At 62.8% G+C, this 14,629-nt stretch carries 11 protein-coding genes; 4 read left to right on the forward strand and 7 right to left on the reverse strand.

Annotated features, from left to right (window positions below):
- Positions 1-114 precede the first annotated feature (114 nt).
- The 7 genes from cmk to mtnA form a co-directional block, all read right to left on the reverse strand.
- Complete coding sequence (gene cmk, locus NTD80_RS25255) at positions 115-804, reverse strand: (d)CMP kinase (protein WP_003172653.1); 690 nt, start codon at positions 802-804, stop codon at positions 115-117.
- Positions 801-3,011: a bifunctional prephenate dehydrogenase/3-phosphoshikimate 1-carboxyvinyltransferase gene (locus NTD80_RS25260; RefSeq protein ID WP_262135376.1), complete on the reverse strand. Its 2,211-nt coding sequence runs from the start codon at positions 3,009-3,011 to the stop codon at positions 801-803. Before NTD80_RS25260 ends, cmk begins: the two co-directional genes overlap by 4 nt.
- A 28-nt stretch (positions 3,012-3,039) precedes the next feature.
- Positions 3,040-4,152, reverse strand: a complete 1,113-nt coding sequence (gene hisC, locus NTD80_RS25265; protein ID WP_262135377.1) for a histidinol-phosphate transaminase — start codon at positions 4,150-4,152, stop codon at positions 3,040-3,042.
- 9 nt (positions 4,153-4,161) lie between these two features.
- Entirely contained in the window at positions 4,162-5,256 is a 1,095-nt protein-coding gene (gene pheA / locus NTD80_RS25270; protein ID WP_034096534.1) for a prephenate dehydratase, read from the reverse strand.
- Entirely contained in the window at positions 5,256-6,341 is a 1,086-nt protein-coding gene (gene serC, locus NTD80_RS25275; protein ID WP_262135378.1) for a 3-phosphoserine/phosphohydroxythreonine transaminase, read from the reverse strand. The genes pheA and serC overlap by 1 nt, the downstream gene beginning before the upstream one ends.
- Before the next feature lie 243 nt (positions 6,342-6,584).
- Positions 6,585-9,239: a DNA gyrase subunit A gene (gene gyrA / locus NTD80_RS25280; RefSeq protein WP_201143768.1), complete on the reverse strand. Its 2,655-nt coding sequence runs from the start codon at positions 9,237-9,239 to the stop codon at positions 6,585-6,587.
- A 424-nt stretch (positions 9,240-9,663) separates the two neighbouring features.
- Entirely contained in the window at positions 9,664-10,734 is a 1,071-nt protein-coding gene (gene mtnA, locus NTD80_RS25285) for an S-methyl-5-thioribose-1-phosphate isomerase (protein WP_262135379.1), read from the reverse strand.
- A 109-nt stretch (positions 10,735-10,843) separates the two neighbouring features.
- On the opposite strand from mtnA, the gene NTD80_RS25290 reads away from it, so the two are divergent.
- The 4 genes from NTD80_RS25290 to NTD80_RS25305 all read left to right on the forward strand — a co-directional run bounded on the left by NTD80_RS25290 (position 10,844) and on the right by NTD80_RS25305 (position 14,525).
- Positions 10,844-12,175: a TRZ/ATZ family hydrolase gene (locus tag NTD80_RS25290; protein ID WP_106804784.1), complete on the forward strand. Its 1,332-nt coding sequence runs from the start codon at positions 10,844-10,846 to the stop codon at positions 12,173-12,175.
- A gap of 64 nt (positions 12,176-12,239) precedes the next feature.
- Positions 12,240-12,938: a bifunctional 2-polyprenyl-6-hydroxyphenol methylase/3-demethylubiquinol 3-O-methyltransferase UbiG gene (ubiG, locus tag NTD80_RS25295; RefSeq protein WP_003172645.1), complete on the forward strand. Its 699-nt coding sequence runs from the start codon at positions 12,240-12,242 to the stop codon at positions 12,936-12,938.
- 4 nt (positions 12,939-12,942) lie between these two features.
- Positions 12,943-13,614, forward strand: a complete 672-nt coding sequence (gene mupP / locus NTD80_RS25300) for an N-acetylmuramic acid 6-phosphate phosphatase MupP (RefSeq protein WP_201143765.1) — start codon at positions 12,943-12,945, stop codon at positions 13,612-13,614.
- Between the two features lie 170 nt (positions 13,615-13,784).
- Positions 13,785-14,525, forward strand: a complete 741-nt coding sequence (locus NTD80_RS25305; RefSeq protein WP_065901843.1) for a YciK family oxidoreductase — start codon at positions 13,785-13,787, stop codon at positions 14,523-14,525.
- Positions 14,526-14,629: the final 104 nt, after the last annotated feature.

Genomic DNA, 14,629 nt, shown 5'->3' on the forward strand with positions numbered 1-14,629 from the left:
TTCCTGTTGATAAGGGCGAAGAATACGCCCATCTCCACACCCCAGACGGTGTGGGTTAGTTTCAATTAGAAGAAGCGCCCCAGGACTATGACTGGTCCCCTGCGGCCTTCTTGGTCACCCGGCGATATCGCGAATGGCGATTTCGCTCAAGATGCGTTCCAGCACCTGCTCGATGGACAACTCCGTGGAATCCAGCTGTATGGCATCAGCCGCCGGCTTTAGCGGGGCTACTGCGCGCTGGGTATCACGCTCATCGCGTGCACGGATCTCATCTAGCAGACTCGACAGACTAACACCATCGACTTTGCCCTTCAACTGCAAGTAGCGGCGGCGCGCACGCTCCTCGGCACTGGCGGTCAGGAAAATCTTCAGCGGCGCCTCCGGAAACACCACCGTGCCCATGTCGCGACCATCGGCGACCAGGCCCGGCGGCTCCTGAAACGCGCGCTGACGCTGCAGCAAGGCATCGCGCACGGCCGGCAGCGCGGCAACCTGGGAGGCCCACGAACCGACTTGTTCATTGCGCAGGTCATCGGTCACATCATCGCCTTCAAGGATGATGCGCTGGGGATGACCTTCCGTCGCCCCGACAAACTGCACATCAAGATGCGCCGCCAGCAGCTTCAGCGATTCTTCGTTGGTCAGGTCGACGCCATGGTTGCGTGCGGCAAACGCCAGCAGGCGGTACAGCGCGCCGGAATCGAGCAGACACCAGCCCAGGCGCTTGGCCAGGATGCCGGCGATCGTGCCTTTGCCCGAGCCACTTGGCCCGTCGATGGTAATCACCGGTGCTTTGATATTCACAATTGAGCCTCTTGGGCAACACGGATGCCGACGTGGGCACACAGTGTAAGAAAGTTCGGAAAAGACGTAGCAACATTGGCGCAGTCACGGATACGAATAGGTGCCGTCGCCCGCAGGGAAGCCACACTGAACGCCATGGCAATCCGGTGATCACCCTGGGCGTGCACCTCGCCACCGCCCATCAGGCCACCGTCAATGATAATCCCATCGGGAGTCGGTTCACACTTCACGCCCAGCGCCAACAGACCGTCGGCCATGACCTGGATACGGTCGGATTCCTTCACGCGCAGCTCCTGCGCCCCGCGCAACACAGTGCGGCCCTTGGCACAGGCCGCCGCAACAAACAGCACCGGAAACTCGTCGATCGCCAACGGCACCAAAGCCTCGGGGATCTCGATACCGTTCAGGGCCGCAGCACGCACACGCAAGTCCGCGACAGGCTCGCCGCCTACTTCACGCGGGTTTTCCAAGGTGATATCTGCGCCCATGAGCCGCAGGATATCGATCACCCCGGTCCGCGTCGGGTTGACGCCGACATGCTCCAGCAACAACTCGGAACCCTCGGCAATCGACGCCGCCACCAGGAAAAACGCCGACGAGGAAATATCCCCCGGCACTTCTATATGGGTAGCGGTCAGTGCATGACCCGATTGCACCGACGCGGTCGCGCCACTCACCGCCACCGGGTAGCCAAAACCGCGCAACATGCGCTCGGTATGGTCACGGGTCGGCGCGGGCTCGGTCACCGAAGTCTCGCCCTCGGCGTACAACCCGGCCAGTAACAGGCAGGATTTGACCTGTGCACTGGCCATCGGCATCGAATAGGCCAGGCCTTTCAACACCTGGCCGCCGCGGATGGTCAATGGCGGACGCCCTTCCGGACCGGTCTCGATTACCGCGCCCATTTCCCGCAGCGGCTTGGCCACGCGGCTCATCGGGCGCTTGGACAAGGACGCATCGCCGGTCAACACGCTGTCGAAGCTTTGCGCCGCCAGCAACCCCGACAGCAGCCGCATGGATGTGCCGGAGTTACCCAGGTAGATCGGCCCCGGCGCGGCTTTCAAGCCATGCAAGCCCACGCCATGAATGGTCACGCGCCCATGGTGCGGACCTTCGATGACGACCCCCATGTCGCGAAAAGCCTGCAAGGTCGCCAGGGCGTCTTCACCCTCGAGGAAACCTTCAACCTCTGTCACACCCTCGGCCAACGAGCCGAGCATGATCGAGCGATGCGAGATCGACTTGTCACCCGGCACCCGGATACGTCCGCTCAAGCGGCCGCCCGGGTTGGCGAGGAAGGTCAGGTCATCGGCGTTCACGGCAGTTTCCATATAGGCCCGGCGCGCCAGGATCTTGCTGAAATGCTCACGCGCCACCCGCGCACGGGTGAACACGCCCAACAACTGGTGGCCATCCCCGGCATCAACCGCGTCGCGCAGGGCGTCGAGGTCGCTGCGAAAGGTGTCCAGGGTGCGCAACACCGCTTCGCGGTTAGCGAGGAAGATGTCGTGCCACATCACGGGGTCGCTGCCGGCAATCCGCGTGAAATCGCGAAAGCCACCGGCGGCGTAACGGAAAATCTCGAGGTTTTCATTGCGCTTGGCCAGCGAGTCCACCAGGCCAAATGCGAGCAGGTGCGGCAAATGACTGGTCGCCGCCAGCACTTCGTCGTGGCGCTCGACCTGCATATGCTCCACGTCAGCGCCCAGTTCGCGCCACAGCCGGTCAACCACGGCCAACGCCGCAGGATCGGTCTGCTCAAGCGGCGTCAGGATCACCTTATGGCGCCGGAACAGCTGCGCATTCGATGCCTCCACCCCGCTCTGCTCGGACCCAGCAATCGGATGCCCCGGCACGAAGCGCGCGGGCATGCCGCCAAACGCCTGTTGCGCCGCGCGCACTACGTTGCCCTTGGCACTGCCGACGTCCGTCAGGATCGCCTGCCCCAGGTCCATGCCCGCCAATACCGCCAGCAATTTCTCCATGGCCAGGATCGGCACCGCCAACTGGATCACGTCAGCGCCCTGGCATGCGAGTGCCAGGTCCGCTTCGCAGCGATCCACCACGCCCAACTCGACCGCCAGCTTGCGCGATTGCGGGTCCAGGTCCACCCCGACCACTTCGCCACACAACCCACTCTCACGCAGGCCTTTGGCGAAGGAGCCGCCGATCAACCCCAGACCGACCACCACCAGGCGACCGATCATAGGCACAACAGGTTGCAATGCAGTGACATCAACCACGAGCCAGAACCTTGGCCAACGCCTCCAGGAAGCGGCTGTTTTCTGCCGGCAAGCCAATGGTGATACGCAGGTGGTTCGGCATACCGTAGTTAGCCACCGGACGCACGATCACACCTTCGCGCAGCAGGCCCTGGAATACCGGAGCAGCCACTTGGCCGAGGTCGACACAGATGAAGTTGCCCTTGGACGGAATCCAGCCCAGGCCCAGTTCGCGAAAGCCTGCCTGCAACTGCAGCATGCCGCTTTCGTTGATGCGCCGACCCTCTTGCAGGTATTCGGCATCCTGCACGGCAGCACAGGCCGCCGCCAGCGCGAGGCTGTTGACGTTGAACGGTTGGCGCACGCGGTTCAGCACGTCCGCGACGACCGCCGTGGACAGGCCGTAGCCCACTCGCAGCGACGCCAGGCCATAGGCCTTGGAAAAGGTGCGCGAGACCAGCAGGTTCGGGTAGGCGGCCAGGAAGTCGAGGCCGTCCGGCAGGTCGCTGCCTTCGGCGTACTCGATGTAGGCCTCGTCCAGCACCACCAGCACGTGCTCCGGCACATCCTGCAGGAAGTCGTTCAGCGCCTGCGCGTCGAACCAGGTGCCAGTCGGGTTGTTCGGGTTGGCGATGAACACCACACGGGTCTGCGCGTCGATGGCTGCCAGCATGGCCGGCAGGTCGTGGCCCCACTCCTTCGCAGGAATGATGCGCGCATCAGCGCCGACCGCCTGGGTCACGATCGGATAGACCGCAAACGCGTGTTCGCTGAACACCGCGTTGAGGCCCGGCGCCAGGTAGGCACGGCCGACCAGCTCGAGAATGTCGTTGGAACCGTTGCCCAAGGTCACCTGGCTCAGCTCGACCCGGCACTTTTGCGCCAGCAGGGACTTGAGCGCAAAGCCGTTGCCATCGGGGTAACGGGTCAGCTCGGCCAGCTCCTCACGAATGGCCGCCAACACCTTGGGGCTCGGGCCCAGCGGGTTTTCGTTACTGGCCAACTTGACGATCTTCGAAGGATCCAGGTTCAACTCACGCGCCAGCTCGTCCACAGGCTTGCCTGGAACGTAAGGCGACAGTTGTTGCACGCCCGGCTGAGCCAGGGCGAGGAAGTTGCCACTCATGTTAAAGCCTCACAAAACCGCTTTCGGGTAAGAGCCCAGCACTTTGAGTGCCACGGCTTCCTGACTGATTTTCTCGAGCACACCCTTGACCAGTGGGTCGCGGTGATGGCCGACGAAGTCGATAAAGAACACGTAAGTCCATTTACCGCTGCGCGAAGGACGAGTCTCGATACGCGTCAGGTCAATCCCGTTGTCGTGGAACGGCACCAGCAGCTCATGCAGCGCGCCGGGCTTGTTGCTCATGGAGACGATGATCGACGTCTTGTCGTCGCCGGTCGGCGGTACTTCCTGGTTGCCGATCATCAGGAACCGCGTGGAGTTGTCCGGGCGATCCTCGATTTTCTCGGCCAGGCGCGTCAGGCCATACAGGCCTGCAGCCATGTCACCGGCAATGGCCGCCGAATTCCACTCACCCTTGACCCGCTTGGCTGCCTCGGCGTTGCTGGACACCGCCACGCGCTCGACATTCGGGTAATGCGCGTCCAGCCACTTGCGGCACTGGGCCAGCGACTGGGCATGGGAGTAGATACGGCTGATGCTGTCGGTCTTGGTGTTCTCGCCCACCAGCAGGTGGTGGTGGATGCGCAGCTCGACTTCGCCACAGATCACCATGTCGTGCTCGAGGAAGCTGTCCAGCGTGTGGTTGACCGCGCCTTCGGTGGAGTTTTCCACCGGCACCACGCCAAAGTTCACCGCACCAGCCGCCACTTCACGAAACACTTCGTCGATCGCCGCCATTGGCTTGCTGATCACCGCGTGGCCGAAGTGCTTCATGGCCGCCGCCTGGGTGAAGGTGCCTTCAGGCCCGAGGTAAGCCACTTTCAGCGGCTGCTCCAGCGCCAGGCAGGAAGACATGATTTCACGGAACAACCGCGCCATCTCTTCATTGCCCAATGGGCCCTTGTTGCGCTCCATCACGCGCTTGAGCACCTGGGCTTCACGCTCAGGCCGGTAGAACACTGGCACTTCGCCTTCGGCCAGGGAGGCCATCTTTACCCGTGCCACTTCCTGGGCGCACCGCGCGCGCTCACTGATCAGCTCCAGGACTTTCTCGTCCAGGCTGTCAATGCGCACGCGCAGGGCCTTGAGTTCTTGCTCAGACATTAGCCGTGTTCCTTTTCGAACTCTGCCATGTAGGCCACCAACGCGTTGATGGCGTGGATGTCGACAGCGTTGTAGATGGAGGCGCGCATGCCACCGACCGAACGGTGGCCCTTGAGGTTCAGCAGGCCGCGCGCGTCGGCACCGGCCAGGAACGGCTTGTCCAGGCGGTCATCGGCCAGGCGGAACGGCACGTTCATCCACGAGCGGTCGGTCAGGTTGATCGGGTTGCTGTACAGGCCGCTGGCGTCGATGAAGTCGTAGAGGGTGCGCTTCTTCTCTTCGTTCAGCTTGCCCATGGCAGCCACGCCGCCCTGCTCCTTGAGCCACTCGAAGACCAGGCCGGACAGGTACCAGGCGAACGCCGGCGGGGTGTTGTACATCGAGCCGTTATCGGCCGCGACCTTGTAGTTGAGCATGGTCGGGCACAGCGAACGGGCACGCCCCAGCAGGTCTTCGCGGATGATGTTGACCAGGATGCCGCTCGGGCCGATGTTCTTCTGCGCGCCGGCGTAGATCATGCCGTACCTGGAGACATCGATCGGGCGCGAGAGGATGTCCGAGGACATGTCGCACACCAGTGGGACGTCGCCTACTTCCGGTACCCAGTCGAATTCCAGGCCGCCGATGGTCTCGTTCGCTACGTAGTGCACGTAGGCCGCGTCCTTCGACAGCTTCCACTCGTTCTGGCCGGGAATGGCGAAATAGTCGTAGGGCTTGGCGGTACCGGCAACGTTGACCTGACCGTAGCGCGAAGCCTCTTCAATGGCCTTCTGACCCCAGATACCGGTGTCGATGTAGTCGGCGGTGCCGTCTTCCGGCAGCAGGTTCAGGGGCAGCTGGGCGAACTGCTGGCTGGCGCCGCCCTGCAGGAACAACACTTTGTAGTTGGATGGGATGTCCAGCAAGTCGCGCAGATCCTGCTCGGCCTTGGTGGCAATGGACACGAACTCATCGCTGCGATGGCTCATTTCCATCACGGAGAGGCCTTTTCCATGCCAGTCGAGGAGTTCACCCTGCGCACGCTGCAGGACTGCTTCAGGAAGCGCCGCGGGACCGGCACAGAAGTTATAGGCTCTCTTGCTCACATCCAATCTCACTCTGATCTGGTGGGGCTGCAATCATGTTCGGCAACAACCTTTCTCTGGGGCGAACCCTTGTGGGAGCTGGCTTGCCTGCGATAAGGGCACCTCGGTAGCGCAGTGATACCGTGGCGCTGCCATCGCGGGCAAGCCAGCTCCCACATTGAGCGCGTCCAGCCAAAGGACGTGTTATTTCACAAGGGACAAACAACAAGGGGGCGAATCTTCATCCGCCCCCTGTGTGTCCGCTTATTCCTGCGGTTCTTCTTCGTCTGCGGCAGCGTCGAGGGTTGGCTCGTCGACGTTGTCATCGCCTGCCGGGATCACCTCGCCGTCGAATTCCTCACCTTCCAACTCTTCGCCTTCGACTTCCGATGGCTCCTGCACACGCTCCAGGCCCACCAGTTTTTCGTCTTTGGCCAGCTTGATCAGCGTCACGCCCTGGGTGTTACGGCCCAGGCTCGACACTTCGGCCACACGGGTACGTACCAGCGTGCCCTGGTCGGAAATCAGCATGATCTCCTCGCCGTCGAGCACCTGGACCGCGCCGACCAGACGGCCGTTGCGATCGTTGCTGACCATGGCGATCACGCCCTGGCCGCCACGCTTGTACTCCGGGAACTCGCTGATGGCGGTGCGCTTGCCATAACCACGCTCGGAAGCCGTGAGGATCTGGCTGCCTTCTTCCGGGATCAGCATCGAAATCAGCTTCTGCCCTTCCGGCAGACGCATGCCACGCACACCGCGGGCGGTACGGCCCATGGCGCGGACGTCGGATTCCTTGAAGCGCGTGACCTTGCCGCCGTCGGAGAACAGCATGACTTCACGCTCGCCATCAGTAATGGCGGCGGAGATCAGCACGTCGCCTTCGTCCAGCTCCAGCGCGATCAGGCCCACGCTGCGTTGACGGCTGAAGGATTCCAGCGGGGTCTTCTTCACGGTGCCTTTGGCGGTCGCCATGAAGATGAAGTGACCTTCGGTGTATTCCTCGACCGGCAGCATGGTGGTGATGTACTCATCACTGTCCAGCGGCAGCAGGTTGACCAACGGACGACCACGGGCGGCACGCGAGGCTTCCGGGATCTCGTAGGTCTTGAGCCAGTACACCTTGCCCTTGCTGGAGAACAGCAGCAGCGTGGTGTGGCTGTTGGCGACCAGCAGGTGAGCGATGTAGTCCTCATCCTTCACGCCGGTAGCCGATTTACCTTTACCACCACGGCGCTGGGCCTGGTACGCAGCCAGGGGCTGGGTCTTGGCATAACCACCGTGGGAAATGGTCACGACGCGCTCTTCTTCCGGGATCATGTCACCCAGGGTCAGATCGAGACGCGCATCGAGGATTTCGGTGCGGCGCACGTCGCCGTATTCGGCGCGGATCACTTCCAGTTCTTCGCGGATCACTTCCATCAGGCGCACGGCGCTGCTGAGGATGCGGATCAACTCGCCGATCTGGTTGAGGATCTCCTGGTACTCGGCCAGCAGCTTCTCGTGCTCCAGGCCGGTCAGGCGGTGCAGGCGCAGCTCCAGGATGGCCTGGGCCTGTTCCGGCGACAGGAAGTACTTGCCTTCGCGCAGACCGTATTGCGGGTCCAGGGTCTCCGGACGGCACGAGTCGGCGCCGGCGCGTTCAACCATGGCCACCACGGCGCTGGATTCCCAAGGGGTGCTGATCAGCGCTTCCTTGGCTTCCGACGGGGTTGGCGAGGCCTTGATCAGGGCGATCACCGGGTCGATGTTCGACAGCGCAACTGCCTGGCCTTCCAGGATGTGGCCGCGCTCGCGGGCCTTGCGCAGTTCGAACACGGTGCGGCGGGTGACCACTTCACGGCGGTGACGAACGAAGGCTTCGAGCAGATCCTTGAGGTTCAGGATGCGCGGGCGGCCGTCGATCAGTGCTACCACGTTGATACCAAACACGCTTTGCAGCTGGGTCTGGGCGTAGAGATTGTTGAGGATCACCTCAGGCACTTCGCCACGACGCAGCTCGATCACCACGCGCATACCGTCTTTGTCGGACTCGTCGCGCAGCTCGGTGATGCCTTCGAGCTTCTTCTCTTTGACCAGCTCGGCGATCTTCTCGATCAGACGCGCCTTGTTCAGCTGGTACGGCAGTTCGGTGATGACGATCTGCTGGCGGCCACCGACCTTGTCGATGTCTTCGATGATCGAGCGGGCGCGCATGTAAATGCGCCCGCGACCGGTGCGGTAGGCTTCGATGATACCGGCGCGACCGTTGATGATCGCAGCGGTCGGGAAGTCCGGACCGGGGATGTATTGCATCAGCTCATCGACAGTCAGCTCAGGATTGTCGATAAGGGCCAGGCAACCGTCGATGACTTCACCGAGGTTGTGTGGCGGGATGTTGGTGGCCATGCCCACGGCGATACCGCTGGAGCCGTTGACCAGCAGGTTTGGAATCTTGGTCGGCATGACGGCCGGGATCATTTCGGTGCCGTCGTAGTTCGGCACCCAGTCCACGGTTTCTTTATGCAGGTCGGCCAGCAGCTCGTGCGCCAGCTTGGTCATGCGCACTTCGGTATATCGCATGGCCGCGGCATTGTCGCCGTCGACCGAACCGAAGTTGCCCTGGCCGTCTACCAGCAGGTAGCGCAGGGAAAACGGCTGGGCCATCCGAACGATGGTGTCGTACACCGCAGTGTCGCCGTGAGGGTGATACTTACCGATCACGTCACCGACAACACGGGCAGATTTCTTGTACGGCTTGTTCCAGTCGTTACCCAGCTCGCTCATCGCGAACAGCACACGCCGGTGCACGGGCTTCAAGCCATCGCGCGCATCAGGCAGTGCCCGACCGACAATTACGCTCATCGCGTAGTCGAGGTAGGACTGTTTCAGCTCGTCTTCGATATTGACCGGGAGGATTTCTTTGGCCAGTTCGCCCATGAGAAGCCTGATTCCTTTTTCGGGTGAAACTTCGTCACATCCATATGGGACGAACGAAGCTCGCCGCTGCCGGCACAGTGCCTGACAACGACTTACGACAAATCAACGAGTTATGACACGGATCTGCACGTTATAGGCCACCCCTCGGGGCAGCCCTGGAAACCGCCGGATGTTATCACAATCGCCGCCACGCACCTATCCCCCTGATGCGCATGGAGCATAGTAAGTTGACGGATGACAGGCTTGAGGGCGACGAGAGGGGCTCAGAGATGCCTTGGTGCTATTTTTTGCGTATGGATCCAATGGTTTTGTTGACATTTGAGGGGGTTCGCCGGCAAGCCAGTTCCTACAATGTTGCACAGTGCGCACCGCCACTGCAGGAACTGGCTTGCCAGCGATAGCAATCTCGAAGACCGCAACGCCCTCAATGCAATCGTTTACGGCACATCAACTTGGCCAGCTTGGCGGTGTCCGGCCGTTCGACGATGCCTTTCTCAGTCACGATCACATCGATCAGGTCGGCGGGAGTCACGTCGAACACGGGGTTGAAAGCCGCCACGTCCAAACGCTGCTCGGCGACTTCCAGCAACTCGCCCGCGTCGCGCTCTTCCAGAGCGACGTCCTCGCCAGTGGCCATCATCAGGTCCAGCGTCGAACTCGGCGCCACCACCATGAAGCGCACGCCATGGTGCATGGCACACACTGCCAACTGATAAGTGCCGATCGTGCCGATCACATCGCCATTGGCCGCGATGCAGTCGGCGCCGACGACCACCCAGGTCACCCCTTTGGTCTTGAGAATATGCGCGCCGGCCGAGTCTGCATTGACGGTGGTCGCAATCCCCTCGCCCGCCAGCTCCCAGGCCGTCAACCGCGAGCCCTGCAGCCAGGGGCGCGTTTCGTTGACGTAGACATGCTCGACCAACCCCTCCAGGAAGGCAGCGCGGATCACCCCGAGGGCCGTGCCGACACCCCCGGTGGCCAGGGCGCCAGCATTGCCATGGGTGAGGATCGCCTGGGCATTGCCCTGGTGCTTGCGAATCCGCTCAAGGCCCAGCTGCGCCATGCTCAGGTTGGCTTCACGGTCACTTTCGTGGATCGCGATGGCTTCGGCTTCCAGCACCGCCGCCGGGTCGGCGTGCTTCTTGAGACGGTCGAGGCGGTCACGCATGCGCTTGAGGGCCCAGAACAGATTCGACCCTGTCGGACGCGAATCGGCCAGCAACGCGTAGTCCTCTTCCCATGCCGCCTGCCAGTCACCGCCTTCGGCAATGCGTTGACGGGCGGCGAGCACCAGGCCGTAGGCTGCGCTGATGCCGATGGCCGGCGCACCACGCACGGTCATCGAGCGGATGGCAGCGGCGACGTCTTCGACCGTCGAACACACCACCCAGCTTTCGCGGGAGGGTAAAACACGCTGATCGAGCAGGTGCAGTGCGCCATCACGCCAATCGATGGCCTTCACTTTCTCCGCTGCCAACAGTCGATCGCGCATCCCTCACCCCGTACTCATCAACAAAAGCCGCCGATTATAGCGATCCGCCAGCCTGGACGCTCGGGTATACTTCGCCCTTCTTTTATAGCTGCCCCGGAAGAAGCCTGCGATGACCGCCACTGCCGCCCCGCTCGACTTATTACTCCTGCCGACCTGGCTGGTGCCTGTCGAACCTGCCGGCGTGGTGCTCAAGGAGCATGCCCTGGGGATCCGCGATGGGCGCATTGCCTTTATCGGCCCACGGGCTGCCGCGCTGAAACTGGCGGCTACCGAGGTCCGCGAGCTGCCGGGCATGCTGCTCAGCCCGGGCCTGATCAACGCCCACGGGCACGCGGCGATGAGCCTGTTTCGCGGCCTGGCCGATGACCTGCCGCTGATGACGTGGCTGGAAAAACACATCTGGCCCGCCGAAGCCAAATGGGTCGATGAGGCCTTTGTGCGGGACGGCACCGACCTGGCGATCGCCGAGCAACTCAAGGGCGGCATCACCTGCTTCTCCGACATGTATTTCTACCCCAAGGTCGCCAGCGATTGCGTGCACAACAGCGGCATGCGCGCGCAGATCGCTATTCCGATCCTCGACTTCCCGATTCCCGGCGCCAGCAGCGCCGATGAGGCGATCCGCCAGGGCATCGAGCTGTTCGGCGACCTCAAGCACCACCCGCGCATCAAGATCACCTTCGGCCCCCACGCGCCCTACACCGTGTGCGATGCCAACCTGGAAAAGATCCGCGTGATCGCCGAGGAGCTGGACGCCGCGATCCATATGCATGTGCACGAAACCGCCTTCGAGGTCCAACAGGCCGTCGAGCAGACCGGCGAACGGCCGCTGGCACGCCTGGGCCGCCTCGGGCTGCTCGGCCCGCGCTTCCAGGCCGTTCATATGACCCAAATCAGCGAGGACGACCTGGCTTTGCTGGTAGAAAGCAACACCAGCATCATCCATTGCCCGGAGTCGAACCTGAAACTGGCCAGTGGCTTCTGCCCGGTGGAGCGCCTGTGGCAGGCTGGGGTCAATGTGGCCATCGGCACCGACGGCGCCGCCAGCAACAATGACCTCGACCTGCTGGGCGAAACCCGTACAGCGGCGATGCTGGCCAAGGCTGTCGCCGGCTCGGCCACCGCCCTGGATGCCCACCGTGCACTGCGCATGGCGACGCTCAACGGCGCGCGCGCCATGGGCCTGGAGAACGAAATCGGCTCGCTGGAAGTCGGCAAGGCCGCGGACATGGTGGCCTTCGATCTTTCCGGGCTGGCGCAACAACCGATCTACGATCCGGTCTCACAGCTTATATATGCCACCGGACGCGATTGCGTGAAACACCTTTGGGTCGCCGGCAAGCAGTTGCTCGACGACCGGCAATTGACCCGCATGGATGAACAACAGTTGACCGCCACGGCCATTGCCTGGGGCCAACGCATCAGCGGACACCACGAATAACGCCGGTGCCGGGCGTGCGCGCCGGGCACCGACCACACGATTTATCAGGTTTAGAGGATTCACCATGAGCAACGTCGACCACGCCGAAATCGCCAAATTCGAAGCCCTCGCCCACCGCTGGTGGGACCGCGAGAGCGAGTTCAAGCCCCTGCACGACATCAACCCGCTGCGGGTCAACTGGATTGACGAACGCGTCAACCTGGCCGGCAAGAAGGTGCTGGACGTCGGTTGCGGCGGCGGCATCCTCAGCGAAGCCATGGCCCAGCGCGGCGCCACCGTGATGGGGATCGACATGGGCGAAGCGCCACTCGCCGTAGCCCAGTTGCACCAGCTGGAATCCGGTGTGAGCGTGGAATACCGCCAGATCACCGCCGAAGCCCTGGCCGAGGAAATGCCCGAGCAGTTCGACGTGGTCACCTGCCTGGAAATGCTCGAGCACGTGCCAGACCCGTCCTCGGTGATCCGCGCCTGCTTCCGCATGGTCAAGCCGGGCGGCCAGGTGTTCTTCTCCACCATCAACCGCAACCCCAAGGCCTACCTGTTCGCGATCATCGGCGCCGAATACATCATGAAGCTGCTGCCGCGCGGCACCCACGACTTCAAGAAATTCATCCGCCCTTCCGAGCTGGGTGCCTGGAGCCGCCAGGCCGGGCTGACCGTCAAGGACATCATCGGCCTGACCTACAACCCGTTGACCAAGCACTACAAGCTGGCCAGCGACGTTGACGTCAACTACATGATCCAGACCCTGCGCGAGGAGTAAGCCTGTGAAGTTGCGAGCGGTTCTCTTCGATATGGACGGTACCCTGCTGGACACCGCGCCGGACTTTATCGCCATCTGCCAGGCGATGCGTGCCGATCGCGGCCTGGCGCCGATCAACGACCAGCACATCCGCGATGAAATCTCCGGTGGCGCCCGCGCCATGGTCGCCGTGACCTTTTCCATGGACCCCGAATCGCCAGGTTTTGAAGCGTTGCGCCAGGAGTTCCTGGAGCGCTACCTCAAGGGCTGCGCGATCCACAGCAAGCTGTTCGATGGCATGGAAGAACTGCTCGAAGACATCGAGAAAGCCAAGCTGATCTGGGGCGTGGTCACCAACAAGCCGGTGCGCTTTGCCGAGCCGATCATGCAGCAACTGGGCCTGGCCGAACGTTCGGCGCTGTTGATCTGCCCGGACCATGTGAAGAACAGCAAGCCGGACCCGGAGCCGCTGATCCTGGCCTGCAAGATGCTCGACCTGGACCCGGCCAGCGTGCTGTTCGTGGGCGATGACCTGCGCGACATCGAGTCCGGCCGCGACGCCGGCACGCGCACGGCGGCGGTGACCTACGGCTACATCCACCCGGATGACAACCCGCGTCACTGGGGCGCCGATGTGGTGGTGGATCACCCGCTGGAGCTGCGCAAGGTGTTGGATAACGCGCTGTGCAGCTGCTGAGGCCAATGGAGATATAAATGTGGGAGCGGGCGTGCTCGCGAAGGCAGCGTGTCAGTCAATGAACGTGTCAACTGACCCGCCGCCTTCGCGAGCACGCCCGCTCCCACAGGGGATCTTCACTATTCTCAAGCGTGGTGTTAGCAATCTGTTGAATTTTGTCGAGGCTATTTATGTTTGATTACTCCGCACGTCCAGAACTGCTCAAAGACCGCGTCATCCTGGTGACCGGTGCCGGTCGCGGGATTGGTGCGGCGGCGGCGAAAACCTACGCGGCCCATGGCGCCACGGTGCTGCTGCTGGGCAAGACCGAAGCCAACCTGGCCCAGGTCTACGACGAGATCGAAGCCGCAGGCCACCCGCAGCCGGTGGTGATCCCGTTCAACCTGGAGACAGCCCTGCCGCATCAATACGATGAGCTGGCGGCGATGATCGAAAAGGCCTTCGGCCACCTCGACGGGTTGCTGCACAACGCCTCGATCATCGGCCCACGGACACCGATCGAGCAGTTGTCCGGTGAAAACTTCATGCGCGTGATGCACGTGAACGTCAACGCGATGTTCATGCTGACCAGCACCTTGCTGCCGCTGCTCAAGCTGTCCCAGGATGCGTCGGTGGTGTTCACCTCCAGCAGCGTCGGGCGCAAGGGCCGGGCGTATTGGGGGGCGTATGGGGTGTCGAAGTTTGCAACCGAAGGTTTGATGCAAACCCTGGCCGACGAACTCGAGGATGTGGCGGCGGTACGCTCCAACAGCATCAACCCCGGCGGCACACGCACCAGCATGCGCGCCCAGGCGTATCCGGGTGAAAACCCGATGGAGCGGCCGGCGCCGGAAGAGATCATGCCGGTGTACCTGTACCTGATGGGGCCGGACAGTGCCGGGATCAACGGGCAGGCGTTTGACGCGCAATAAATATCGGGAACACAGCAGAACCTAATGTGGGAGCGGGGGGGGGGGGGGGGGGGGGGGGGGGGGGGGGGGGGGGGGGGGGGGGGGGGGGGGGCGGGGGGGGGCGC

Source organism: Pseudomonas sp. 13B_2.1_Bac1, assembly GCF_025466155.1.
GTDB classification, from domain to species: domain Bacteria; phylum Pseudomonadota; class Gammaproteobacteria; order Pseudomonadales; family Pseudomonadaceae; genus Aquipseudomonas; species Aquipseudomonas aylmerensis.